This is a genomic window from Kitasatospora sp. NPDC008115 (assembly GCF_042957205.1).
Taxonomy (GTDB): Bacteria; Actinomycetota; Actinomycetes; order Streptomycetales; family Streptomycetaceae; genus Kitasatospora.
Genome location: NZ_JBIBHU010000009.1, coordinates 22,363 through 47,184, shown reverse-complemented (window position 1 = coordinate 47,184; position 24,822 = coordinate 22,363). Strand labels below are relative to the sequence as shown.

20 protein-coding genes and 1 pseudogene are annotated in these 24,822 nt (G+C 73.6%); 10 read left to right on the top strand and 11 right to left on the bottom strand.

The features are described 5' to 3' along the window. Window positions 1–122: 122 nt before the first annotated feature. The 5 genes from ACFZBX_RS13815 to ACFZBX_RS13795 form a co-directional block, all read right to left on the bottom strand. Window positions 123–911 carry a hypothetical protein gene (locus ACFZBX_RS13815; protein WP_391533806.1) on the bottom strand — a complete coding sequence of 263 codons (789 nt, stop codon included), beginning with the start codon at window positions 909–911 and terminating at the stop codon, window positions 123–125. A 28-nt stretch (window positions 912–939) separates the two neighbouring features. Continuing rightward, complete coding sequence (locus ACFZBX_RS13810; RefSeq protein ID WP_391533804.1) at window positions 940–1,836, bottom strand: aldo/keto reductase; 897 nt, start codon at window positions 1,834–1,836, stop codon at window positions 940–942. Then, window positions 1,833–3,020 (bottom strand): cupin domain-containing protein, encoded by a 1,188-nt coding sequence (locus ACFZBX_RS13805; RefSeq protein WP_391533803.1) that lies wholly within the window; start codon window positions 3,018–3,020, stop codon window positions 1,833–1,835. Before ACFZBX_RS13805 ends, ACFZBX_RS13810 begins: the two co-directional genes overlap by 4 nt. Window positions 3,021–3,033: 13 nt before the next feature. Continuing rightward, complete coding sequence (locus tag ACFZBX_RS13800; RefSeq protein ID WP_167574070.1) at window positions 3,034–3,174, bottom strand: hypothetical protein; 141 nt, start codon at window positions 3,172–3,174, stop codon at window positions 3,034–3,036. A 180-nt stretch (window positions 3,175–3,354) separates the two neighbouring features. After that, the gene (locus ACFZBX_RS13795) at window positions 3,355–3,849 is read right to left on the bottom strand and encodes an ATP-binding protein (RefSeq protein ID WP_391533802.1); all 495 of its coding nucleotides are present in this window, start codon (window positions 3,847–3,849) and stop codon (window positions 3,355–3,357) included. 203 nt (window positions 3,850–4,052) lie between these two features. On the opposite strand from ACFZBX_RS13795, the pseudogene ACFZBX_RS13790 reads away from it, so the two are divergent. From ACFZBX_RS13790 to ACFZBX_RS13780, 3 genes and pseudogenes are all read left to right on the top strand, one after another. After that, window positions 4,053–4,235: pseudogene (locus ACFZBX_RS13790) on the top strand (helix-turn-helix transcriptional regulator); the annotation flags it as partial. A 96-nt stretch (window positions 4,236–4,331) separates the two neighbouring features. Continuing rightward, complete coding sequence (locus ACFZBX_RS13785) at window positions 4,332–5,366, top strand: XRE family transcriptional regulator (RefSeq protein WP_391534090.1); 1,035 nt, start codon at window positions 4,332–4,334, stop codon at window positions 5,364–5,366. After that, the gene (locus ACFZBX_RS13780; RefSeq protein ID WP_391533801.1) at window positions 5,363–6,181 is read left to right on the top strand and encodes a class I SAM-dependent methyltransferase; all 819 of its coding nucleotides are present in this window, start codon (window positions 5,363–5,365) and stop codon (window positions 6,179–6,181) included. The genes ACFZBX_RS13785 and ACFZBX_RS13780 overlap by 4 nt, the downstream gene beginning before the upstream one ends. Window positions 6,182–6,488: 307 nt before the next feature. Here ACFZBX_RS13780 and ACFZBX_RS13775 read toward each other — a convergent pair whose 3' ends face one another. Further along, the gene (locus tag ACFZBX_RS13775; protein ID WP_391533800.1) at window positions 6,489–7,817 is read right to left on the bottom strand and encodes an MFS transporter; all 1,329 of its coding nucleotides are present in this window, start codon (window positions 7,815–7,817) and stop codon (window positions 6,489–6,491) included. A gap of 330 nt (window positions 7,818–8,147) precedes the next feature. Here ACFZBX_RS13775 and ACFZBX_RS13770 point away from each other — a divergent pair, with 330 nt between their 5' ends. Next, window positions 8,148–9,749 carry a hypothetical protein gene (locus ACFZBX_RS13770; protein ID WP_391533799.1) on the top strand — a complete coding sequence of 534 codons (1,602 nt, stop codon included), beginning with the start codon at window positions 8,148–8,150 and terminating at the stop codon, window positions 9,747–9,749. Between the two features lie 16 nt (window positions 9,750–9,765). Here ACFZBX_RS13770 and ACFZBX_RS13765 read toward each other — a convergent pair whose 3' ends face one another. Further along, the gene (locus tag ACFZBX_RS13765; protein WP_391533797.1) at window positions 9,766–10,212 is read right to left on the bottom strand and encodes a VOC family protein; all 447 of its coding nucleotides are present in this window, start codon (window positions 10,210–10,212) and stop codon (window positions 9,766–9,768) included. Window positions 10,213–10,595: 383 nt separating this feature from the next. Here ACFZBX_RS13765 and ACFZBX_RS13760 point away from each other — a divergent pair, with 383 nt between their 5' ends. Continuing rightward, window positions 10,596–11,783 carry a hypothetical protein gene (locus ACFZBX_RS13760; RefSeq protein ID WP_391533795.1) on the top strand — a complete coding sequence of 396 codons (1,188 nt, stop codon included), beginning with the start codon at window positions 10,596–10,598 and terminating at the stop codon, window positions 11,781–11,783. Between the two features lie 319 nt (window positions 11,784–12,102). Continuing rightward, window positions 12,103–13,584: an alkaline phosphatase PhoX gene (locus ACFZBX_RS13755; RefSeq protein WP_391533793.1), complete on the top strand. Its 1,482-nt coding sequence runs from the start codon at window positions 12,103–12,105 to the stop codon at window positions 13,582–13,584. Between the two features lie 71 nt (window positions 13,585–13,655). Here the strand turns inward: ACFZBX_RS13755 and ACFZBX_RS13750 are convergent, their stop codons facing one another. After that, window positions 13,656–15,257: a PucR family transcriptional regulator gene (locus ACFZBX_RS13750; RefSeq protein ID WP_391533792.1), complete on the bottom strand. Its 1,602-nt coding sequence runs from the start codon at window positions 15,255–15,257 to the stop codon at window positions 13,656–13,658. Window positions 15,258–15,445: 188 nt separating this feature from the next. Here ACFZBX_RS13750 and pruA point away from each other — a divergent pair, with 188 nt between their 5' ends. The 3 genes from pruA (at window position 15,446) to ACFZBX_RS13735 (ending at window position 18,985) form a co-directional block, all read left to right on the top strand. Then, window positions 15,446–17,074 (top strand): L-glutamate gamma-semialdehyde dehydrogenase, encoded by a 1,629-nt coding sequence (gene pruA, locus ACFZBX_RS13745; protein ID WP_391533790.1) that lies wholly within the window; start codon window positions 15,446–15,448, stop codon window positions 17,072–17,074. Window positions 17,075–17,218: 144 nt separating this feature from the next. Next, complete coding sequence (locus ACFZBX_RS13740; protein ID WP_391533788.1) at window positions 17,219–18,148, top strand: proline dehydrogenase family protein; 930 nt, start codon at window positions 17,219–17,221, stop codon at window positions 18,146–18,148. Window positions 18,149–18,289: 141 nt separating this feature from the next. Beyond that, window positions 18,290–18,985, top strand: a complete 696-nt coding sequence (locus tag ACFZBX_RS13735) for an RraA family protein (RefSeq protein WP_391533787.1) — start codon at window positions 18,290–18,292, stop codon at window positions 18,983–18,985. A 47-nt stretch (window positions 18,986–19,032) separates the two neighbouring features. Here the strand turns inward: ACFZBX_RS13735 and ACFZBX_RS13730 are convergent, their stop codons facing one another. Further along, the gene (locus ACFZBX_RS13730) at window positions 19,033–20,301 is read right to left on the bottom strand and encodes a TerD family protein (protein WP_391534080.1); all 1,269 of its coding nucleotides are present in this window, start codon (window positions 20,299–20,301) and stop codon (window positions 19,033–19,035) included. Between the two features lie 179 nt (window positions 20,302–20,480). Then, the gene (locus ACFZBX_RS13725; protein ID WP_391533785.1) at window positions 20,481–21,854 is read right to left on the bottom strand and encodes a hypothetical protein; all 1,374 of its coding nucleotides are present in this window, start codon (window positions 21,852–21,854) and stop codon (window positions 20,481–20,483) included. A 515-nt stretch (window positions 21,855–22,369) separates the two neighbouring features. Here ACFZBX_RS13725 and ACFZBX_RS13720 point away from each other — a divergent pair. Beyond that, complete coding sequence (locus ACFZBX_RS13720) at window positions 22,370–22,873, top strand: SsgA family sporulation/cell division regulator (RefSeq protein ID WP_391533783.1); 504 nt, start codon at window positions 22,370–22,372, stop codon at window positions 22,871–22,873. A 38-nt stretch (window positions 22,874–22,911) separates the two neighbouring features. On the opposite strand, the gene ACFZBX_RS13715 is transcribed toward ACFZBX_RS13720, so the two are convergent. Then, window positions 22,912–24,426 (bottom strand): GAF domain-containing protein, encoded by a 1,515-nt coding sequence (locus tag ACFZBX_RS13715; RefSeq protein WP_391533781.1) that lies wholly within the window; start codon window positions 24,424–24,426, stop codon window positions 22,912–22,914. Window positions 24,427–24,822 lie beyond the last annotated feature (396 nt).

Here is a 24,822-nt window from a genome sequence, read left to right as displayed (position 1 = left end):
CACGGTGAGAGTGGCGTGGGCGACCTTGCCACGCCACCAGGGGATCACGTCCCATCGCTGCCGGGTGAGCCGATCGACGAGGAAGAGCCCCCGGCCGGACTCGGCGTCCGGGCCGGGGCCGGTCATCTGGTGATCGCGGAGAGCCGCCTTCGCAGAGCCTCCTCGAGGTCGAGGTTGTCGCCTCGGGTGGTGGTCTGCAGGAGTTCGGTGATGACGACGAGTTCCGCGAATCTCCCTGCGGGCGTGTCGAGGATGTGTCCGAGGCGCCGACGGATTTCGGCAGCGGTGTCGGGGACCAGGAGGCTGTAGGAGTGCAGCAGCGCAGCGTCGTAGCCGGCGGGTGCGGTGCCCCAGCCTTCCCAGTCGAGGATCGTGAGGGTCGGGCCCGTGAGGTTGGCCCAGTGCAGGTCGCCGTGAGCGGTCGTCCAGGCGGGCGCCTTGGTGTCGATCGGGATGCCCAGGTACTGGGGCATGGCGCGGTCCAAGTATTCCTGCCGGACCGCAACTCGGTTGCTGGGAATGGTGGCAATGGCGTCGAGTGCGGTGGTGATCCCGTCCCACCATGCGTTGTCCAGGTCGGGTGCCTTCCGGAGGATCGGCTCGTGCGTGGTGACGGTCGGGGCGGTGATCTTGTCGTACAACTCTGCCAGGTAGCCGTGCTCGCCCTCGATCCAGGTGCGCCGCTCTCGCAGGCGCGGCCTGGGTACCGCAGGAGGCATGAGCCGTTCCGCCTCCTGCGGTCCCTCCCAGAGCTTTCCGCCGGCCTTGTCGGCCGGGGCGGACACCAGGCGGAGCCAGCTCTCGCCGGATGCCGTGGCGACCGGGCGGCTGAGGGTACGTCCGCGCCAGCCCCACGCTTCGCGCGAGCCGATCGGGGTTGCACCGAGCACCGCTGCTGCTGTGGCGTGCATCCCGCGCATCCGCCTGGCGGTGTCCGGCTCAGGTTCCGAGTACATCAACGACCCTTCGAAGCGCGTCCGGAGACAGCGACGGTCGGCCGACGGCTTCGGCGGCCCACATCCAGTGTTCCGGGTTCCCCGTCGACAGGAGCACGCGCTTCACCCCTGGGGCTGAAGCGACGACGGCGAGGGCGGCCTCAGTAGGTGTATTGCCAGGGTTGATCAGCTCGGACAGTTCCGGGGTCACCATGCCGGGGATCGCACCACCGTGGAGCGGGGCGGAGGCGAACACCTCCAGTCCCGCAGCCAGGGCATCGGCCAACGGGCCGCGTCCGTCGAGCGCCTGGGCGACGGACGCGAGGTGGACGAGCGAGACCGGGAGCTGGATGGCCCGGAGGTGGTGCTTCGGACCGCCGGCCTTGGCCGCGAGTTCGAGCAGCGCGGGTACGTCGAACAGGCCGTTACTGAATCCTCGCCAGGTCGCCACTCCGTAGGCGCTGATGATCTGTTGGCTGCACGCCTCCTCCAGAGTCAGGAAGGCGTTGTAGAGCCTGCCGGTGATCTCGGCGTCCGGGCAGGCATGCTCGGGGTTGTGCACGAACACCAGGTCGGGTACCCGGCCGAGTGTGAGCCTGCTCCGCGCGAGCTGCCAGGAGATGTAGCCCGGGGTGAGGCAGTGTCCGCGTTCGGCATCCGCTGCGGACAGGGCACCGGCTCGCACACCGATGTGCATCGCGCTGGCCGGGACGAAGCCCACCTTCGTGGAGACGCACAGATCCGGGTAGGCAGCCAGAGTCACGGCGAGAGCCGTCTCCGCCTGGCCGCCTGCGTAGTTGGGCGCGGTGTCCACCCAGTCGGCACCTCGGGAGGCGGCCATCAGCGCGGCCTCTGCCACATCGAGGCAGCGGTAGGTGCCGAGGCCCAACTGGGCGGTCATCGTGGGCCTCCGATCGCGGCGGCCTGACCGTCGACCAGCTCTGTCACGACACCAGCCGCCTGGCCGAGAGTGATGCCTGCGGCCTGAGCGAGATCGGCCAGCCGGTGAGGTTCCCCGTCGGCGAGGAGCGCGAGCATCGGCTCGGCCTTGGCGGCAAACGCCCACTCCTCACCTCCGGCGGTAAACCGGACGGTGCCATCGGGCATGGCCGCGAGCGCGGGCCGCGTGGTGACCAGGCATACCTGCAGATCGGCATTCGCTGGGGCCGCCGTGATGTGGGGCAACGACGGTGCGATCCGGGCTCGCTCGGTGGCGTCGCGGGCGGAGGAGAAGCGGGCGATCAGGTCATCGCTCTCCAATTCGGTCGCGATGAGCTTGCCGATCGTGTCGAGGAAGGCGCGCTGCTCCTCAGCGGTCCCGAGGCGTGGAATGTCCGCCCGCACGGCTTCGTGGACGCGCAACATCTCCGACAGCCAGGTGATCAGATCGGCGCCCGTTGTGCTCTGCAGCCCGCACGTGACATGCAGCGAGTGCTCACCCTCGGAGGCGGCGACGGCGTGCCACCAGCCCCGAGGCAGGTAGAGCACATCGCCGGCAGTGAGGACCAGATCGGCGACTGGCTCCTCGGGCGGCGGCTCGGGCGTCTCGACGTCGCGGTGCATCGGCACCGTGCGGGTGGGGCCGTAGATGCGCCAGCGCTTCGCGCCGTCGAGTTGGACGACGACCACGTCGTGATCGTCCCAGTGGACGCCGAAGCCCTCGATGCCGGTCCAGGAGGCGTACAGGTTGACCTGGACGCCGGTTCGCAGCCAGCGCTCCAGCTGGCCGGCCAGAGTGCCGATGCCGGGGTGGAGTTCGTCGACGGCGTCCAGGACCAGCGTGGCACCCTCGTCGAGTCGCTTGTGCAACTCGGAGGGCTGGAGCTGGTGCCAGACGGTGCTCCGCCGGGTGGTGATCGGCCGGGAGTAGGTGTGCGCGGGCACCTGCTCGCCGTTGGCCGCGAGGCGGAGGCGTGGGGGTTCGAACCGGTGGTGGGTGAGGATGGCGTTGAGGTCATCCCAGCTCATCAGTCCGGCGAGTGACGCGGCTTCACCGCATGCGACCTTGAAGCTGCGGCCGAGCGTCTGGGCGAGGAAGTCGTCCCCGCCCAGACGCTCAACCACCGAGAAGCGCTCGGTGGTCATGGTGATGCAGCCGTCAGTCGTTGGTGTCGGTACGGCCGGTGGAGCCGCCGTCCGACGGCTGCTCGCCGCGCGAGCGGGCGGCGGCGACCTTGGTGCGGGCGACCAGCAGACCGTCGCCCTCCAGCTCGGTGCTGGTCGTCAGGTTCTCGGGCATGAAGCACTCCTTCGGTTTCGTGGGACGGGCCGACTGCCCAGCCCCGTCGTGGGTGCAGCGATGGATCCGTTGCCGGGGCATGCCGCCAGCGAGGAACCTCAGGCGCTTGTGCCGCGTGGCTGTTGACCAGCGCGGCCACCTGCATCCTCCGAGCCCGGGTCGGGGCGGGAGGAAGTCTTGTCAGGCACTGGTCGGGACGACGTCCCGTGCCCTTGGGGTCGCGGCCCTCACCAGCGCGGTGAGTCGCTCGTCCCCCGAAACGGCGGCGGTGGTGCCGACCTCGAACCAGATTCGCTTGCCGGCGGGGTCCGGCTCGGCGCCCCAGTCCGTCGCGAGCGCTGCCACCAGGAACAGCCCTCGCCCGTCGGTGGCGTCGAGATCGATCCCGCCGGCAGCCGGCAGTTCGTGCCCGACGTCCGTCACCTCAACGCGCAGCCGGTCACCGTCCCAGGACACGCAGACGACACACGGGGCGTGGGTGTGGGACACGGCGTTGGTGATCAGCTCGCTGGACAGCAACTCGACATCGCGGAGCGCGTCCTCCGCGAGCGGCAGGCCCCAACCACGCACGGCCCGTATCACCCGCCGCCGGGCGTCCGGCACGGCCTCGGCACCGGGCAGCACGCGAAGGCCGAACGGGTCGGGGGTGATGGCTTGGCGGGGGGCGACGGACATGAGCGCGGACCTTTCACCGGGACGAGGTCGGCAGCGGGCCGATTCGCGCCGGGATTCACCCGGCAGGTATCTACAGAACCGCCTCCATCACGGGTGAACCAGAGCAGAATTGAGGTGGCAAGGTGGCATCCGTGCTGCAAACCCGGGCATGACCTGGCCTGTTACGGCTGCGGACGAACTGACGTACCTCTGGAGGACGCGGGATGGCATCCAGGAGGTCCCGGCTGATCCAGCGCAGGGAGGCTGTCGGCCATACCCAGGAATCCTTGGCCGAAGCCCTCGATGTGGACCGTACGACCGTGGGGCGGTGGGAGAGCGGCAGGGGAGCACCGCAGCCCTGGATGCGGCCGAAGCTCGCCCGAGTCCTGGGACTCTCGGTCGGCCAGTTGGCCGACTTGCTGGCAGCACCCCCTGCAGCCGCCGAGGCAGTTTCACCGCCCAGCAGCGTCGGCGTTGCCTCGTCTCCTGTGTCTGCCCGGCCCGTGGACCACGACAACGATCTCGTAGCGGCCGTGACAGTCGACTCGGCAGAGTCCGCACTCTTCCTTCGCTTCGCAAGCGCGTCCAACGTGGACGACACGCTGTTTGAACAGATCGACGCGGACATTGCGAGGCTGGCCGGGGACTACGTGAGCAAGCCGGTGTCCGAGCTCTTCCACGACATCGGGACTCTCCGGCGAGGAGTGTTCGATTTACTCCGAGGCCGCCAACACCCTTTCCAGACGAGCCATCTCTACCTTCAGGCCGGCCGCCTCTGCGGCCTGGCCACCCATGTCGCCCTTGACCTCGGCCAGTACAAAGCCGCGTCTACGCATTCGCGAACGGCCTGGCGCTGCGCGGAGTCAGCCGGTCACAACGGTCTCCGGGCCTGGATCCGATCCGTCCAGTCCCTGATCGCCTACTGGCAGCAGGACCACCGCCAGGCCGCCGAGCTGGCCAGAGCCGGACTACCGTACGCGGACGGCGGGACGATCGCAGCCCGCCTGCTCAGCCTCGAAGCGCGGGCCACCGCTGCGCTCGGCGACAGCGCGAGCGCGCTACGAGCCGTGGAGGCGGCCGAGGCGGAGCGGGGCACTGTGGCCGCCATGGATTTCCCCGGCGTGTTCACGTTTCCCGAGGCCAAGCAGTGGACCTACGCCGGCACCGCTCTTCTTGCCCTGGGCGGCCATCGTCACGTGAACCGCGCCATCGAGGCGTCCTCCAGGGCCATCGCCCTGTACGAATCCGCTCCACAGCAAGAACAGTCCTCCGGCGACCTGCTGGCCGCCCGCCTCGACCTTGCCAACGCCCATCTCGCCCACGATGACCTCGACGCTGTACGGGAGAAACTCTCGGTGGTGCTGAACGCCGCGCCGGACCGGCGAACAGCGAGCATCTCCACCCGCCTCCGGGCCCTGAGCACTCGTCTCGCCGAGCCCGCCTACGCAGGCTCCCCGGTGGTCCTGAGTCTCCGTGAGAATGTCAGAGAAGCCTGCTCTCGACCCGCACTCACGAACTCTCCGGAGCCGCCCCAGTGACGAGCAACACCGAACAGCAGGACGCTGCGGTCGCCGACAAGGCGATCCTCGCGAACCATGCCTATGCCGACGGACGCCATCTGGCCGCCCGCCAGTCGATCTACCGGTGGCAGCAGCCGCAGTACGACCTGCCCGGGATCGTCGTCGAAGAGCTGGCCGGTACAAGCGGGATCGTCCTCGACGTCGGCTGCGGCAACGGCAAGTTCGTCAGTCGCCTGCATAGAGACCGCCCGGAGCTTCAGGTCGTCGGGATGGACATCTCGGCGGGCATCCTCGCCGACGTCGAGAAGCCGGTCCTGGTGGCCGACGCGCAGGCCCTGCCCTTCGCCGACAACAGCGTCGACGCCGTACTGGCCCTGCACATGCTGTACCACGTCAGCGACATCGAGGCCACGATCAAGGAACTGGCCCGCGTCCTCTGCCCTGGCGGCGTGATCATCGCCTCGACCAACAGCGACACCGACAAGCGGGAGTTGGACCAGCTTTGGTCCCGGGCCGCGGGCGACGTCCTCGGGATCGCCGAGGGGCCGGCGCGGGTCTCCCTCAGCTCCCGCTTCTCCTTGGAGAAGGCCCCCGGTTATCTCCGGACGGTGTTCGAGGACATTCGGGTCCGGGAGCTGCCCGGAACCATCGAGCTCACCGACCCCGCGCCGATCATTGCCCACCTCGCCTCCTACGGAGCATGGGCCGACGAATGCGGCGTCCCCTTCCGCGAGACGGTCAGTCGCGCAGCCGAGGTCGCTGCGGGTGCGATCGCGAGCAATGGGTCGTTCAAGATCACATGCCTCGGCGGGATCTTGATCTGCCGCTTGTGAAGGCGTCGTCTTTGGTGACGGCCGTCCGCCAAACCACCATCTGTATCTGGCCGGGGACGGCCATCACGGCTCTGGGCAACGGACGCCTGTCCGGTGCTCCTGGCCGGGCGCCGCGCAGCGCTGGCCCGGGGCGGGCACCCGCCGGGAGGCGGGTGGGGGGTGGATGGTGGGGAACGGCGGTGGAACTGCTCAACGAAGCTGATCATGCACGGGTGTTCACCGGGCGGGCGGAGCATGGATGAGGGGCGCGGAAACGCCGCTGCCCGGGACGATGGCTGTCCCGGGCAGCGGCATTGTGGGGTGGGCGTCAGTGCTTGGGCTTGCGGGCGACGGCCAGGGCCAGGGCGGTGCAGAGGAGGGCGGCGAGGAGGGTGAAGCCGCTGGTGGCGGGGAGGAGGCCGTGGGTCTGGACGAAGGCGCCCACGGCGACGATGGGGAGGGAGGAACCGAGGTAGACGATGATCCAGAGGGAGGAGAGTTCGGAGCCCCTCCGTTCAGGGTTCATCGCGGCCACGGCGGTGGTGAACAGGGAGCGGAAGGCGATGCCCTGGCAGGCGCCGCCGAGGACGCTGCCGATGAAGAGGAGGGCGGGGGTACCGGTGTACTGGGCGGTGACGACCAGGGCGAGGCCGGTGGCCAGGCCGGCCATGCCGAGGGCGATGACCAGGCGGTCGGCGGTCGGTGGGACGAGCAGCTGGGCGACGGCCGAGGAGCCGAGCAGGAGGGCCGCGACCACCGCGCCGGTCAGCTTGGAGTCGGTGTGCAGCAGCTTGGCGGCGAAGGCCGGGGCCAGGCTGAGGTAGACGCCGAAGACCGCGTAGGAGATGAACCCGGCCGAGGCGGCGAGCAGGAACTCGCGGCGGCCGGTGCGCGGCAGCCGGGGTCGCTGGGGGCGCAGGTGGGCCGGGGTGGTGATGCGGGGCGGGGAGGCCGGCGGGCGGTTGCGGCCGGGCATCCGGGGGTGGACCAGGGCGAGCGGCACGCAGAGCGCGAGCAGGGCGACGGCGTGCAGCAGGAAGGGCGACAGCAGCGGGTCGGAGCCGTCGGCCAGCAGGGCGCCGATCACCGGGCCGAGCGCGACGCCGCCGGCCGAGCAGGCCAGGGTGATCTTGGCGGCCAGGGAGGGGCGGTCGGGCAGCAGGTCGCCGAGGGCGGCTCCGGCGGCGGCGGTGGTCAGGCCGACGGCGACGCCCTGGACGGCGCGGCCGGCGGCGAGCTGCCAGAAGCTGCCGGAGGTCGCGAACACGACGTCGCCGACGGCGGACAGCGCGACGGCGGGCAGGATCAGGGCGCGCCGGCCGAGGTGGTCGGACCAGTGGCCGACCACGGCGAGCACCGGGACCAGCGCGAACACGTAGATCGCGAACAGGACGGTGGTGTCGAACGCGGTGAGGTGCAGCTGCTGCTGGAGGAGCGAGTAGATCGGCGTGGCCAGGTTGGCCCCGATCAGCATGAGCAGCAGGGCGGCGGCGACGAGGCCGACGCGTACTCCGCGCAGCGCGTTCCAGCGGCTGATCGCGGAGAGCTGGAGCTGGGCGCGCGGCGCGAGCTCCAGGGGAAGCAGGGCCTCCGACAGTCGGCGTCCGTCGAACTGCGCGGTGCGCAGGCCGGAGCCGGCGGGGGAGAGGTCCGCCATGGCAGGGGTCTCCTGTGGCCGGGCACCACCCGGACCGGCGGGGTGTGCCGGCGCGCCCGTCCTGGCGGCGCTGTGGTGGTGGCCTCGGTGCGGGCTCCCTGGTGGGGCAGGTGAGCTGAGAGGGGGGCTACGTTGCCCGTCGGCGCGCGCGGGGTTGTGCGCGGTACCGACTTCGAAGGATAAGGGGTGGGCGCACGGTTGCGGCGCGCGCCCCTCGAGGCCGGGCGTCGGGGGTGCCCGGCCTATACGCTGAGGTGGTGGACCGGTGACGCGGAGGTGATCTCCGCGGCCCGGCCGGCTGACCGCTCGGCGTAGGGAGAACGCGCAACGATGGCCGCACGACGTCGTAGGAACGCCGACACCCCCGCGTCGGGCGAGGGCGCGGTGCTGCCCGCCGACCTGGAGCTGCAGGATCTGTACGGGGCGTTCGCCGCGCACGGGCTGGACGACGAAGACCTGGACGACGCGGCCGTGCTGGTACCGCCGGTCACCCTGCCGTCCGAGCCGGAGCTGGCCGAGCAGGCGAAGGCCGTCCCGATGCTCGCTTGGGCGCTGAAGCTGGCCCGCTGGACGGCCCCGCACCGCGCGGTGGACGAGTTCGGCGACCTCACCGGCCCGGACCGGGCCCCGGCCGCCCGGCTGCTGGGCCTGGCCCCCGAGGAGGGGGACGCGCCGGAGGAGGCGGTGGTCGAGGCGATGCGCGCCTGGTCGCTGGCCTGTGACCTGGACCTGGTCGAGCTGGGCACCACGGCGTCCGGCGAGCACGTCGCCGTCCCCGGGCCGGACCTGGAGCCGGCCGAGGAGGGGGACACCGACACCGTCCTGGAGCTGTGGCTGACGGCCGCCGGGATCGTCCGGGAGCTGGCGGCGGAGGCGGACTCCCAGGAGCTGGAGCCCACCGAGGACCCGGCGGAGGCGGACGAGGACGGCCTGAACGAGGTCGAGGACGCCCGTGACGAGGCCGCCGAACTGCTCGACGAGGCGCTCCAGGTGCTCTACGAGACCACCGCCTTCGCCGAGCCCGGCAACGAGACGGTGCCGCTGGGCGTGCTGGCCGCGCTGCTGGTGGTCCCGGAGGGCGAGGAGCCGAGCGACGAGCTGCTCGGCGACATCACCGATGTGATGGTCGCCCTGGACCCGATGCTCGCCGACCTGGCCGAGCTGGGCCTGCTGGAGTACCGGCCGATCGACCCGGAGCTCTTCGACGAGGAGGAAGAGGGGGAGGAGCCGGAGAGGGCCGAGCAGGCCGAGCTGGACGAGGCGGAGTCCGCCCGGTTCGGGCTGGTCCGGCTCACGCCGCTGGGCCAGTACGGGATCCGGCAGTGGCTGCTGGAGGACGGCTACGACGCTCCGCTGGTCGGTGACCTGGCCCGGGGCGACGCCGCCGGGCTGCTGCGCGGGGTCAGCGAGGCCGCCAATGTGCTGCCCGAGGAGGAGCTGAAGGTCTGGGTCGCCGGACGGGAGCCGGTGGAGGCGGCGCGCGAGCTGCTCGCGGCGGCGCGCGGCACCGACGCGTACGCCCCGATGCGGCGGCTGCTCTGCCACTCGGCGCTGACCCTGCTCGGCGCGCCCGCCGAGCCGGCCGTCCGGGAGGTGCTGGACGACCCGGAGCTGGGCGGCGGGGCGCGGGCCTGGCTGGTGTCGCTCGGCGTGGCGGACGTGCCCGTGCCGGACCGGGCGATGGCGCTGTGGACGGTGGTGGACGCCTTCGCGGCCCAGTTGCTGGACACCGGCGGCGATCCGGACGAGCTGCGCGACCTGGTCGCCGAGCTGCCGGTGACGGACGACCCGGTGGGCTACTTCGGCGAGCTGTGGCGGGTCGAGCACCCCTACACGGCGGACGTGCTGGAGGCGGTCGGCGAGCTGCATCCGGACCGGGCGGTGGCCAAGGAGGCCCGCAAGGCGGCGTTCAAGGCCCGCTCCAAGGGCTGAGCGCCCGGCCCGCCGATCAGTTCGGCAGGTCGAGAGAGCCGTCCTCGGTGAAGGCGAAGAACGGGTTGTGGGCCAGCTCCCAGAGGTGGCCGTCCGGGTCCTCGAAGTACCCGGAGTAGCCGCCCCAGTGCGTCGCCGCCGGTGCCTTGACCACGATGGCGCCGGCGGACACCGCCGTCTCCAGGGCGGTGTCCACCGCCGCCGTGGACTCCAGGTTCACGGCGAGGGTGACGCCGCGGAACGCCGGTTCGCCGGCGGACGGCACGCCCGCGTCGGCGGCCAGCTCGTCGTGCGGGAAGAGGCCGAGCACCGAGTCGGCGGTGCGGAACCAGACGATCGAGGGGCTGGACGCGGAGGAGCGGCGCCAGCCGAGCGCCTCGTAGAAGCGGGCGCTGCGGTCGAGGTCGGTCACCCCGAGGGTGACGATGCTGAGCCGGGCGGGGAAGGGCGTGGTCGCGGTCATGTCCGCCAGCCTAGGGAGCGGGACCGACAGCGGCGCTCCGGACGGGTCCGTCCGGAGGGACGGCCGATCCGCCCGGCCGCCAACGGGCCTGATGACCCGGCAGGTCGGGCCACGTATCGTTGCCCGGGTGCCGACGGCACTGTGCGGACGGCGAGGGCAAGGGGGTGCGGCGCGGGATGACGCGGGCGAGCGGAGGCGGCCGGGACGGCCGGTTCGGGGATGGTGCGGGGACGGTCGATCCTTGCGACCGCCGGGAGGAACCCCCCGGGAAACGTCCGGGGGAGCGCCCGGGCGGCGGCCCGGACCACCACCCGGGCGAACCGGCGGGCGAATCCGCGGACGCGTCGGCGGGCGGATCCGCGGACGGGCCGGCGGGTGAATCCGTGGGCGAACCGGCGGGCGAGCGCCCGGCCGGCGGCCTGGAGGAGTTCCTCGCCGTCCAGGAGGACCTCGCCCGCCGCACCCTCGTCGCGGCCGACTTCCCGGTGTACGGCGTCGCCCCCGCGCGCGGCCTGGGCGGCGGCGCGCTGGTCGCCTACGGGACGGACGGCGGCGCCGCGGTGGTCGCCGGGCTGCCGGACGCCGGACTCCCGGACGCCGTGCCGTGGGACGCGCCCGGCTGGATCGAGGTCGGCTTCGGCGACTGGACCTCGCCGGACGGCCCGTACGTCACCGTGCGCACCCACCGGCCCGGCGCCGACCGGTACGAGCCGCTGCCCGAGCTGGAGGACGTCGTCGAGGACGAGCGCGACCGCGTCTACGAGCAGCTCGGCGTCGACGAGGGCGACACCCCCGGCCGGGTCCGGGCGCTGCGCGAGTGGATAACCGTCGACGGCGAGTCGCACGCCGTCGAGGTGCACGAGGACCGGCGCGGCCTGTGGTCCGGCGCGGCGCTGCCCGGCTGCGCCCCGGTCGACGGCGCCGAGCCGGTCTGGGCGGGCCGGTTCCGGGTGGACGGGCTGACCGTCACGGTCTGCGGGCGCGGCGTGCCGCCCGGCGGCGTCGAGCTGGCCCGGATCCGGGACCACGAGAGCTGCCTGGGCGGGCGCACCGCGCTGCTGCGCGAGCTGGCCGTCCGGCGCGGCCGGCACCTGCCGGTGGAGCAGCGCGAGCTCTCCCCGGTCACCGGGCTGGAGGCGCACCGGGCGGTGATCACGCACGGCATCGTGGAGGCCGCCGCCCTGGAGGCGCGGCTGCGCTCCGGGCGTCCGCCCCGGCCGCCCCGGGGGGCGCGCGCGGAGGCGGGCGAGCTGCGCCGGGAGGCAGCGGTGCGCCAGCAGATGCGGCTCGCCTCGGAGACTCGGGCGGAGGCGGTCGAGGCGGTGGCCGCGATGGTCGAGCAGCTCGGCCGGCTCTCCCAGCTGACGCACTGGGTGGTGGGCACGCCGGAGGGCGAGGCCGCGGTGGAGGAGTCGATCCGGTACACGGTGTTCGCCAGCGAGGTGGCCAGCGTGCCGGCGCAGCGCGCCTGGCGGCGGCTGCGGCGCGGGGAGCGCGGGGAGGACCGGATGGGCGAGCAGCTGTGGCTGGCGGCCTGGGAGCAGTGGCGGTCGGCGCGGTCCGGGGGCTGAGCGGTCGGCCCGGGGCCGATCCGACGGTCCGTGAGCCGAGCCGAGCCGAGCCGGTGCCCGGGGCCGAGCCGACGGTCCGTCGGAGGCCGAACGGCGGGTGACGGCCGGCCGACACACGGTGTGACCTGTGGTGACCACGGAAACGATGGGTCGTGGATTCGCATAAGGTCGGCAAATGACCACCCCGACGAGGTGTCCGCTTCACCGGGCGTTCACCGGGCGAGTCGAGTCTGCTGGGCGTCGACGACCACTTCGACACCTCGCACGGCCACGCACCGGGGAGCACCCCGGTCGCCGGCCCACCCCTCAGGAGTGACCCATGTCGCTGTCCCGCCGGGACTTCGTCAACCGTTCCACCCTCGTCGGGGCCGGCGTTCTGATCGCCGGCAGCGCCGAGGCCCTGGCCAGCGCGCCGGGCGCGATCGCCGCCCCGGCCGGTGGCGAGGTGCCGGTCGCCGAGGCCGCCGAGGCCGAGCGCGTCGCCGTCGGCTACGGCCCGCTGGTCGCCGACCCGGAGGGCCTGCTCGCGCTGCCCAAGGGCTTCAAGTACAAGGTCCTGAACCGGGCCGGCGTCAGCAAGCTGCGCACCGGCGAGTTCACCCCGAGCAACCACGACGGCACCTCGGCGTTCGAGGACGAGCGCGGCGGCAACCTGCTGGTCGTCAACCACGAGCTGGGCGGCGCCCGCGCCAACTGGCCGAACCCGGTCCCGCTGACCGAGGGCCACGTCTACGACCCGGGCGCGGCCGGCGGCTGCACCATCGTGCACGCCAAGGCCAACGGCAAGGTCGAGCAGTGGGTCGGCATCTCCGGCACCGCCACCAACTGCGCGGGCGGCGTCACCCCGTGGGGCACCTGGCTGTCCGGCGAGGAGACCGAGGACAAGGCCGGCAAGAACGGCTTCACCAAGGACCACGGCTACGTCTTCGAGGTCGACCCGTTCGACGACGACTACAACCGCGACCCGCAGCCGGTGAAGGCGTTCGGCCGCTTCGCCCACGAGGCCGTCGTCGTCGACCCGAAGCGCGGCCACGTCTACGAGACCGAGGACGCCTCCAACCCCAACGGCCTGCTGTTCCGCTGGACCCCGCCGGCCGGCTTCAAGCACGGCCGCTACAAGCTGCGCAAGCTGGCCGCCGACGCCGGTGTGCTGGAGGCCTTCAAGGTCTTCGACGCCCAGGGCAAGTTCATCGACGACCTGGCCCGCGCGACCAAGGTCGGCACCACCTACGGCGTGGACTGGGTCAAGGTCCAGGACCGCGACGCCAAGACCGTCTCCATCCGCAAGCAGTTCAAGGACGGCGAGGTCACCCGCGCCCGCAAGCTGGAGGGCATGTGGTGGGGTGATGGCGGCTTCTACTTCGTCTCCAGCTTCGCCCGCTCGGAGAGCCCGGCGCAGCACGACGGCCAGGTCTGGTTCTACAACCCGGCCCGCCGCACCATCACCCTGAAGGTCCTGCTGGGCGTCAACACCGACGTCTGGGGCGACCACGACAACTTCGACGGCCCGGACAACATCACCGTCTCGCCCTACGGCGGCATCGTGATCGCCGAGGACGGCGATGGTGTCTCGCACCTGTTCGGCGCCACCGAGGACGGCCTGACCTACGCCATCGCCCGCAACGACCTGAACATCGGCACCGCCGAGAAGCCGGAGTTCAGCGAGTTCACCGGCGTCACCTTCTCGGACGACGGCAAGACCCTGTTCGCCAACATCCAGACCCCGGGCATCCAGCTGGCCATCACCGGCCCGTGGCACCGCCTGAACGAGCACAAGCGCGGCCAGGGCTACGGCCAGTGAGCTGAGCGCGGTCGGGTGACCTCGGCCGAGTGACAGGGGCCCGTTCCTCGGAGCGGGCCCCTGTCGCGTGCTCACGGCTCGGCGGGCAGCCGCAGCTGGAGCATGGCGAGCAGCCGCTGCTGCGGCTGGGCGAGGTCGATGCCGGTCAGCTGCTCGGCCCGGCGGACCCGGTAGCGCAGGGTGTTCGGGTGGATGTGCAGGGCGTCCGCCGCGACCCGGACCTCGCCGAGCGCGTCCAGCCAGGCCAGCACCGACTCGGCGAGCCGGGTGCCGTGCCGCCGGTCGTACTCGCTGAGCGCGGTGAGCCGCGGGTCGCGCAGGCCGCCGCGCTCCTGGAGGAGCGCCAGCATCTCGCTGACCAGCACCTCCGCCTGGACGTCGATCAGCGCCGCGACCTCCAGGTCCACCCCTCCGCGGCCCATCGCGTCCAGGATCCGGTCCGCCTGGGCGCGCGAGTCGGGCACCCGGGCGAGGCCGTCCACCGTGGCGCCGATCGCCGCGCGCAGCGGGACGCCCAGGTGGTCGCGGGCGGCCTCGACCACCTCCTGGGCCCAGCCGCGCACGGTGGCCATCGGCAGGTTCGCGGGAAGCTCGGGCAGCAGCACGTAGACCCGGGACTCGATCGGCGCGAGCAGCGCGGCGCGGTGCCGGGCCGCGGTGTGCACCGAGATCAGGCCGGTCACCTCGGCCCGGGTGAGCTGCTCGGTGGTGCCCGCGCTGTACGCCAGCACGGTGGCCGGGCGGCGCAGGTCGAGCCCGAGGTGGGTGGCGAGCGACTGCGGGCCGGTGGAGCCCTCCAGCAGGCCGGTGAGCAGGGTCTGGGTCAGCCGGACGTCCGCGGACAGCTCCCGGCGCCGGCGCACCAGCTGCGCCGCGGCGACCCGGGCCGCGCCGACCAGCGCCTGCTCGGCCAGCGGCGCGAGCGGCTGGGCGCCCTCCTGCACCCAGATGGTGCCGAGCGGCTGTGCGCCCGCCCGGATGCCGATCGCCAGCCGGCGGCGCAGCCCGAGCTCCGGGTGCGGGTCGACCGCGATGGCGGTGTCCGAGCCGCGCAGGTGCTGGAAGACGCCCCACTCGCGCAGCTTGGACAGGTACGGCTCGGGGCCCTGCCAGCCGAGGATGGAGAGCCGGCGCAGGTCGTCGACCTCGTCGGAGTCGGAGGAGCGGGAGTAGGCGAGCACCCGGCTGGAGGTGTCCTCGATCGAGACGATGCCGTTGGTGAGCACGGCGACGGTCTGGGCGAGCGAGAACAGGTCGCCGGCGTTGTGCTCGGCGGTGCCGGGCGTGTCCGGGGCGTCCGGGCCGGCGATGATCGCCCGGGCGAGCGAGTCGAGGTGCTCCCAGCGGGTCTCCCGGCGCACCGAGAGCAGGGCCACGCCCGCCTCGGTGGCCGCCTCGCGCAGTGCGTCGGCCTGCCCGGGGGCGTCCAGCTTGACGGCCACCGCGGCGGCCCCGGCCCGGCCGGCGGCGCGCAGCGCGGGCAGTGCGGCCCGGCCGCGGGCGCCGATGGCGAGCACGAGTTCGCCGGGGGCGGCGGTCGGCGGGTCCTCGGGGTCGAGGATGGCGACGTCGCGGACCGGGACGTCGAGACCGCTCGGGGCGGCCTGGAGCTCGACGAGCGGCTCGCCCAGGGACATCAGCAGTTGCCGCAGCGGGAGGCCGGGAGTGGTCATACGGGCCTCCTCGGGGCGGCGGGGGCGCTCGCACCCCGATCCTTCATCCGGGCGGACAACGCCGTCCGGATGATTTTAGCCGTCCGGCCAATCAAGCGGGCCCTGGTGCAGGAATAGCGTTCGTCATGTGGCCGGCGTGCGACCCGCGACGGCATCCCCCCGCAAGAAACGAAGGAGAGCGTGCGCTCATGGACGCTGTGACCCAGGTCCCCGCGCCGGTGAACGAGCCGGTCCACAGCTACGCCCCGGGCAGCCCGGAACGGGCCCGTCTGGAGGCCAAGCTGAAGGAGCTGGGCGGCCAGGAGCCGGTCCAGCTGACCATGACGATCAACGGTGAGCGCCGGATGGGCGGCGGCACCGAGTTCCACGTCGTCCAGCCGCACAACCACGCGGCGCGGCTCGGCACCCTGCGCAACGCCACCCAGGCGGACGCGCAGGAGGCCATCGACACTGCCCTGGCCGCCGCCCCGGCCTGGCAGGCGCTCTCCTTCGACTCGCGCGCCGCGATCTTCCTGCGCGCCGCCGACCTGCTGGCCGGCCCCTGGCGCGAGACCCTGGCCGCCGCCACCATGCTCGGCCAGTCCAAGACCGCGCAGCAGGCCGAGATCGACACCCCCTGCGAGCTGGTCGACTTCCTGCGCTTCAACGTGCACTTCGCCCGCCAGATCATGGCCGAGCAGCCGGTCTCCTCGGACGGCGTGTGGAACCGCAGCGACCACCGCCCGCTGGAGGGCTTCGTCTACGCGATCACCCCGTTCAACTTCACCGCCATCGCCGGCAACCTGCCGACCGCCCCGGCGCTGATGGGCAACGTGGTGCTGTGGAAGCCCTCGCCGACCCAGCAGTTCTCGGCGCACCTGCTGATGCAGCTGCTGGAGGAGGCCGGCCTGCCCAAGGGCGTCATCAACATGGTGACCGGCGACGGTCTGGACGTCTCCGCCGTCGCGCTGAAGCACCCGGCGCTGGCCGGCATCCACTTCACCGGCTCCACCGCCACCTTCCAGCACCTGTGGCGCGAGGTCGGCAACAACATCTCCGGCTACCGCACCTACCCGCGGATCGTCGGCGAGACCGGCGGCAAGGACTTCCTGGTCGCCCACCCGTCCGCCGACAAGGCCGTGCTGAAGACCGCCATGACCCGCGGTGCCTTCGAGTTCCAGGGCCAGAAGTGCTCCGCCCTGTCGCGTGCCTACGTCCCGGCCTCGATCTGGGCCGAGCTGAAGGACGAGTTCCGCGACGAGGTCGAGGGCCTCACCATGGGCGACGTCACCGACCTGTCGAACTTCATGTCGGCCGTCATCGACGACCGCTCGTTCGCCAAGAACAAGGCCGCGATCGACCGCGCCCAGGCCGACCCCGGGGTCGAGGTCCTGGCCGGCGGCACCTACGACGACTCGGTCGGCTACTTCGTCCGTCCGACCGTCCTGGTCTGCGAGGACCCGGCGAGCGAGTACTTCCGCGACGAGTACTTCGGCCCGATCCTGGCCGTGCACGTCTACGAGGACGACGCGTACGAGGAGATGCTGACCCAGATGGAGTCGGTGTCCGCCTACGGCCTGACCGGCGCGATCATCTCCCAGGACCGGGAGGCCGTCCAGCACGCGATGCTCAAGCTCCGCAACGCGGCCGGCAACTTCTACATCAACGACAAGCCGACCGGCGCGGTCGTCGGCCAGCAGCCGTTCGGCGGCGGCCGGGCCTCCGGCACCAACGACAAGGCCGGTGCCAAGCAGAACCTGGCGCGGTGGACCTCGACCCGCTCGGTCAAGGAGACCTTCGTCCCGCCGACGGACTACCGCTACCCGCACATGGGCTGAGTGCCCCTCCGGGACCCCTCCGCGGTCCCCTGACGCCCCGGTCCCGCAGCCGGGCGCGTCCCACGGGCGGCGGCCGACCACCCCCCTCGGTCCGCCGCCCGTCACCTTCTGCCACCCTTAGAAGCACCAGCTCCAGGAGTCACGATGCTCCGTTCCGCCCTCCTCGCGGCCTCCCGGTCCTCGCAGGTCCGCACCGTCGTCGAGAAGTTCCCGCCGACCCACGCGATAGTCGACCGGTTCGTCGCCGGCGAGGTCCTCGACGACGCCGTCACCGCCTGCGACGACCTGGTCGCCACCGGTCGCAAGGTCACCCTGGACCACCTCGGCGAGGACACCCGCGACGCCGCCCAGGCCGCCGGCACCGCCGAGGCCTACGAGCACCTGCTCAAGGCGCTCAAGGAGACCGGCCTGGCCGCCGGCGCCGAGGTCTCGGTCAAGCTCTCGGCCGTCGGCCAGTTCCTCCCGGTGGACGGCGAGAAGATCGCCCTGGAGAACGCCCGCCGGATCTGTGCGGCCGCCGCCGACGCCGGCACCACGGTGACCCTCGACATGGAGGACCACACCACCACCGACTCCACCCTCGCCATCGCCCGCGAGCTGCGCGAGGACTTCCCCTGGCTGGGCGTCGTCCTCCAGGCCTACCTGCGCCGCACCGAGGACGACTGCCGCGAGTTCTCCGGCGCCGGCTCGCGCGTGCGCCTGTGCAAGGGCGCCTACAAGGAGCCCGAGTCGGTCGCCTTCCAGGGCAAGCACGAGGTCGACCTCGCGTACGTCCGCGCGCTCAAGATCCTGATGGCCGGCGAGGGCTACCCGATGATCGCCTCGCACGACCCCAACATGATCAAGATCGCCGGCCAGCTGGCCCAGTGGAACGGCCGCAAGCGCGACTCCTTCGAGTACCAGATGCTGTACGGCATCCGCCCCGAGGAGCAGCTGCGCCTCGCCGGCGAGGGCAACACCATGCGGGTGTACCTCCCGTACGGCCAGGAGTGGTACGGCTACTTCATGCGCCGCCTCGCCGAGCGCCCGGCCAACCTCACCTTCTTCCTGCGCGCCATGGCCACCCGCGGCTGACACGCGTACCCGCACCCGACGGCCCGCGCCCTCCCCGGAGGACGCGGGCCGTCGTGCTGCTTGTGGTTCACCGGATGGTGCAAGGGGAGCGGCGTAGGCTCTTCGTGCTGGTGAACCGGGGGTTCGGAGAAGGGAGTTGGCATGGGTGTGGAGCGGTTCGCGGAGTTGTCGACGGCGTTGGTGGCGGACGGGTGTGTGCGGGTGGGGGTGGGGGTGCGGGCGGCGCCGGTGGGGGTGCGGGGGGTGGTGGCGGGGAGCCGGGTGGCCGGGCGGGTGCTGCCGGTGCGGCACTACGGGAGCGTGGACGTGTTCCTGGAGGCGTACGGCAACGCCGGGCCCGGGGACGTGGTGGTGATCGACAACGGCGGGCGGACCGACGAGGCGTGCGTCGGGGACCTCGCGGTGCTGGAGGCGCGGGCCGCCGGGGCCGCCGGGGTGGTGGTGTGGGGGCTGCACCGGGACACCGCGGAACTGGTGGAGATCGGGCTGCCGGTGTTCAGCTACGGCAGCCTGCCGCTCGGGCCGCTGCGGCTGGACGGGCGGGAGCCGGAGGCGCTGGCCAGTGCCCGGTTCGGGCCGCACCTGGTGGGCGTCGAGGACGTGGTGTTCGCGGACGCCGACGGGGTGCTGTTCGTACCCGCGGCCCGGCTGGACGAGGTGCTGGAGGCCGCCGCCGGCATCGCCCGCACCGAGCGCGCGCAGGCGGAGCGGATCCGCTCGGGCGACACGCTGCGCCGGCAGACCGCGTTCGACGAGTACCTGGAGCGCCGCGCCGCCGACCCCGCGTACAGCTTCCGGCGGCACCTGCGGCGGGTCGGCGGGGCGATCGAGGAGTGAGGGGACGACGGCGCCCCCGACGACGGTGCGTCGGGGGCGCCGAAGGGTCAGAGCATCGCGGCGGCGGGCTTGACCATGGCGCGGGCCGTCTTGGCGTCGACGTACTCGCCGATCGCGGTCATCACCCACTCGCCCGAGAACTGGCGGATCAGCTTGCACATCACCACACCGGTGTGCGCCTCGGAGTGGGTGAGGTCGAAGCGGACCAGTTCCTGGTTGGTGGCGGCGTCGACCAAGCGGCAGTAGGCGTTCTTGACGTCGGTGAACTTCTGGCCGGAGAAGGAGTTCACGACGAACACCAGGCCGCAGACCTCGGCCGGCAGGCCGTCCAGGTGGACGGTGATCGACTCGTCGTCGCCGCCGCCCTCGCCGGTGAGGTTGTCGCCGGAGTGGGTGATCGCGCCGTTGAAGATGCCCAGCTTCATGAACCAGGCGGTGTCCAGCTTCTCGCGCTTGGCGTCGAAGGCGAGGCAGGAGGCGTCGAGGTCGATGTTGCGGCCGCGGCCGGCGGGCTCCCAGCCGAGGCCCATCCGGACGGCGGACAGGAACGGCTTGCCGTTCTTCTCCAGCGAGACCGAGCCGCCCTTGGTGAGGCTGACCCGGCCCTTGTCCAGGGTGACCTTGGTGAAGGACGGAGCGGCGGCGGCGGGCGGGGCCGGGGGGGCCGGGGGCATGGGGGGCGCGGCCTGCGGCATCGGCGGGGCGGAGGCCATCGCGACCCGGGGGTCGACCGGGGCGGCGGGCGCCGGCGGCGGGGTGACCGGGGTGGGCGGGGCCGGGGGTGCGACGGGCGCGGCGGCGGGCGCCGGGGCGGCCGCGGGCTGCTCGTCGACGGTGACGCCGAAGTCGGTGGCGATGCCGGCCAGGCCGTTCGCGTAGCCCTGGCCGACCGCGCGGACCTTCCAGGCGCCGTTGCGCTGGTAGACCTCGACCACGATCAGCGCGGTCTCCTGGCTGAGCGCCGGCGCGGTGAAGGTGACCAGCACCTCGCCGGTGGCGGCGTCCCGGACGGTCGCGGTCGGCTCGATGCCCGCGAAGGTGGCGCCGGCCTCGTCGGGGCTGGCGGTCACCACGATCTTGGTGATGCCGGCCGGGACGGCGGCGGTGTCGACGATGATCGCGTCCGGCGTCCCGGCGGCGGCCGGGCGGTGGGTGACGCCGGGTCCGTTCGGAGCGTTGTAGAAGACGAAGTCGTCGTCCGAGCGGACCTTTCCGGCGTCGGTCAGCAGCAGACCCGAGACGTCCAGCGCCTTGGGTGCGGTGACCTCGACGGTCACCCGCGCGGCGGTCAGCGGGGCGTTGCCGCCTTGGGTCAGGACCGTGGACACGAACTCCTCCTGGGATGCGGTGGTGCGGCGCCGTCCCCGGCTGTTGGGGCGGCTGTGCCGGCTGGCGACCACAGTAACGAACGAGCCCGGCCGGATGAGCCCGAACGGGGCGCTGACCTGTCGGATTGCCGGGTTCGGCGGTTCCGGGGGCCGGCCGGCCCCCGGGCTCAGCGCGCCGGGGCGGCCGTGGCGCGCGGTGCCGGTGCGGTGAACGTGCCGAGGGCGGCGACGGCACGCGGGTGCCCGATGCCGAAGGCACTGGCGCTCCAGGACCCCGGGGTCCGGTGGCCGTCGGCCCGGGGCGCGGCGCCGCTGGTCGGGCGGGCGGTGTGGCCGGTGGAGCGGGTGCCGCGCACGGTGAAGGTGTAGCGGCCGGGGCGGACGTCCGTGCCGGGCGGGGTGGTGAAGCGGTAGACCGCCGCACCGCGCTCCTGGTGGCTGCTGACCACCGTGCCGGCGAGGTCCGTCCAGGCGGCGCCGGTGCCGTGGAGCGCCGCGCCCGGGGCGAGGCGGACCTCGGTCTGGAGCGCGGTGAGCGGTTCGGTGACGGTCAGCGCGAGGACGTGCCGGGTGCCGTCGCGGCCGAGCGACTGGACCACGGCCGTGCCGGCGAGCGCCTGGTCGTCGGTCTCGTCGGTCGCGTCGGCCTCGTCGCTCCTGTCGGCGGTGACGGCCGGGTCGGTGCCCTGGGGGACGCCGTCGGTGGTGCCGAGGGTCCCGCCGGTCCACTCGCGCGGCGACGGGCCGGGCGCGCCGGGTGCGCCCGGGGCGGGGACGAACGGCTTGGGCGCGGACGGCGAGGGGGCGGGCGCGGGCTTGGAGGGGGAGGGCGACGCGGACGGGGACGGCGACGACTCGGGCGCCGAGGGGTCCCCGGCGGGCCGGCGGGCGCCCTGCGTGCCGGGCTCGTCGGCCGCGAGTTGCTCCTCGCCGGGCTCACCGGCCGTACCGGGCTCACCGGGCCGCGGGTGGTCCGGCCGGCCGTCGGCCAGGGTGCCGGGCTGCTCCGCGGCGGGCTCGTCGGTGACGCCGTGCCGGGTCGACGGGCCCTCGGCGAGCGGCGCGGTCGACGGGGAGCCGCCGGTGCGGGGCGCGGACGAGCCGGCGGTGCGCTGGCTCGGCACGGCGTCCGGGGCGCGGGTGCCGGGCGCGGAGCCGGAAGCCCCGGGCGCGGCCGGGCCGGACGGGTGGCGGCCCGCCGCCGTGTCGGGGCCGGCCATGGTCCCGGTGCCCGAGGAGGTGCCGGCGCCGGAGGTGCCGGAGGCGTCGGGGGAGGTGTCGGGGCTGGGCGGCGGCCCGCTGGAGCCGACCCGGGCGACCCCGGCCCGGCGGCCGACGCCCTGCTGCTCGTTGAGCAGGAAGGTGGTGGCGATGCTGATGCCCACGACGGTGGACATCGCCATCGCGGCGCCGGAGAACCGCAGGGTGGGCAGCCGCAGGCGGCCGCCGAACGGGCCGGGGCGCCCGTGCCTGCCGTGGCGCGTGCGGTGCCGGTCGTGCGCGTACGTCGCGTCCTGTCCCGTACCGTCGGACAGAGTCACCTGGACCCCTCCCTCCCCTGAAGTCGCCGTTGCGGTCGTCGCATTCTCCCACGTGCCGACGGCGATGCCGGTGCCGCCGGACCGGGCGGACGGCCGTCGGAGCCCTGGTGCGGACGGCGTGTCAGGCCCGGCCCGTCGGATCCGGTCCGATCCGCTCCGGCGCGGTACCGGCGGGTCCGGTCCGGCCGGAAACGTCGTCCGGGGGTCGTTCGGGCACGGGCCGGCCGGTACGGTGCGGGGGCGCGCGTGCGGAGTCCGACCGGACGCGCGCGGGCGCGCGCCGGCAGGGGAACGAGCGTAGCAGCGGGCCCCCGGGCGGTGGCCAGTGCTCGGACGCAATTGATCCAATCCGTGGACAACCCTTTGACCAGCGGAAGTTGACGGTCCGTCTGACAAGGCGGGTAAGGGACGCTCGGCTGCTGCGGGGATTATTGCAACCTCCTTGCAACCCTTGCCCGACCCTCGCGCGGTGGAGCACCCTGAGGGACATCCCACGCCGTCCCGGAGAGACCGTCATGCCGCCCGACCCGCTGCCAGCACCCTCCAGTGCCCCCCTCGCCGCTACCCCCACGGGCGGCGATGAGGCAGGCTCCACCGCCGCTCCGGCGGCGGTGGAGGAGGTGCTGACGCTGCGGATCTCGCTGGGCGAGGAGGTGGTCGGAGAGGTCCGTACGCGGTTCCGGTTCGACGCCGAGCGCCCGTACGAGGTGCTGCTGACGTTCCACCTGGGGCGGCCGGACGAGGCCGACTGGGTGTTCTCGCGCGAACTGCTGCGCGACGGCCTCCGCTCGTTGAGCGGCCAGGGCGACGTCAAGCTGTGGCCGGCGTACTGCCCGTGCCACGGCTCGACGTTGCACCTGGCGCTCGAGTCGCCGCACGGCAGCGCGCTGCTGGAGGCGTCCAAGCCGAAGGTCCAGGACTGGCTGGACCGCACGTACACGCTCGTCTCCGAGGAGTCCGAGCGCTCCCACGGGCCGACCGACGCCGAGCTGTCCGAGCTGCTCGGCGGCGGCCGCTGAGACCGGGACGGCCGGGGCCGGGGGCGGTGGCCCGGACGCTACCGGGGCGGCAGCGGGACGCGAGCGGGGCGGGGGTGGGGCGGCACGGCCCCGTCGGACGGCGGGCGCGGGCCCGGTAACGGCGGGGTGCCGGGCAGTCGGACGGTCCCGTCGGCCAGGCCCGCGCGTAGCCTGCGCACGGCGGGCGCCGAGGAGGACGGCAGCAGGTCGTACGGGTCCTCCGGGCCGGTCACCGTGACCAGCACCGTGTCGGCGAAGCGGTACGGCCGGTGGGCCAGCAGGCCGCCCAGGTGGCGGCGGAGCCGGGACAGCTCGGCCCGCACCGTCACCGTCCGGGCCGGGTCCCCGAACAGCGCGTCGGCCAGCCGCGCCGCGCTGAGGCCGGCGCGCTCGGTGGCGAGCAGCAGCAGCAGTTCGGCATGGCGCGGGCTGAGCGCGTGCGACCAGCTGCCGGCCGCGCCGTGCACCGACAGTTCGGGGCCGCCCACGCGGCGCAGGTCGAGCCGGAGCCTGGCCCCCTCGGCCTGTTCGGCGAGCAGGCCGCCGGGGCCGGCGGCGGCCGGGTCGAGGTCGTCGGGGCCGCCGGGGACGGCCTGGACGGTGTCCTGCGGCCGGACTGGCCGGACCAGCCAGCCGTCGGCGAGCGGCTCGATCACGCACTCGCCCAGGCTGGGCAGCCAGTGCACGGCGGCCGAGCCCCAGCCCTCGGCGGGCAGCCGCAGCCGGGCCGGCGGCGGCAGCCCCGCCGCGGCCGCCGTCCAGCCCGCCGCGTCCACGACCAGGGCGGGGCCGTTCATCCGCGCCAGCATCGGGGCGGCCAGGGTGCGCAGGTGGTGCAGGGATTCGAGGCGGCGGGCGCGCAGTTCGGTCTCGGCGAGCTTGGCGGCGGTGGCGGTCAGCTGGAGCAGGTAGGGGCGGACCGAGTGGGCCGGGCCGCTGAGGTTGATCGCGCCGACCAGCAGGCCGGTGCCGGGGTCGCGCACCGGGGCGGCGACGCAGGTCCAGGAGTGGTGGCTGCGCAGGTAGTGCTCGGAGGAGTGGACGTGCATCGGGCGCTGGGCGCGCAGGGCGGCGGCTATGCCGTTGGTGCCGACCCGTTCCTCCGCCCAGCGGGCGCCGTTCAGGAAGCCGATCCGCTCGGCGCTGCGGCGTAGGCCGCGCTCGCCCTCCTGCCAGAGGATGTGGCCGTCGGCGTCGGTGATCGCGAGGAGCAGCGGGGGCTGGTCGGCCTGCCCGACCAGGGTGCCACGGAGGATGGGCAGCAGCGGGTCGAGGCCGCTGGCCCGCCGCCGGTGCTCGATCTCGGCGGGGCCGAGGTGGACGGTGGTGGCGCCGGCGTCGGGGTCCAGGCCGAGCCGGCGCAGGCGCTCCCAGGAGTCGCCGATCTCGGGGCGGGGCTGGAGGAAGGGCGGGTCGCCGGGGGCGGAGGCGTCCCGGTTGGCGCTGCGGGCGGCGGCCTCGGCGAGGGCGCGTTCGTGGACCTTGGCCAGTTCGGCCGCGCTCTGCGGGGTACGACGTTCGGGTCGTCGGGTCTGCCGTCCGGGCTGCCGCACTCGTCTTGCTCCTCGCCGCCGTTCGAGGGCGCGCCGGGGTCGACGCGCTGACGAAAGAGTACGGGCGCTACCGGTTCCTGGGGATGGGGTCTGCCAACTCGGAATACCAGACGGTACGAATGTGGTCATGCCAACGAATTTCCGGCGCGCATCGTCCCTCGGGCGGAGGGTGGGAGTCGGGCGGCCTCGGCGGGGCGGCGGCGCTCGGGGGCGGTGTCGGGGCTGGTCACGGTGGTGAGGGCCGGGGCCGGGGCGGCGATCCGGGGGGTGGCGAACGGGCCGGTGGGGCGGGGGAAGAGGGGGCGGCGGGCGATCGGTGACCGCGATCCGGCCCGGCGCGGAGGGCGGGTGGGGTGGCGGGCGGCCGCCTGGTGCGCTGGGCCCTCGGGGTGCGCG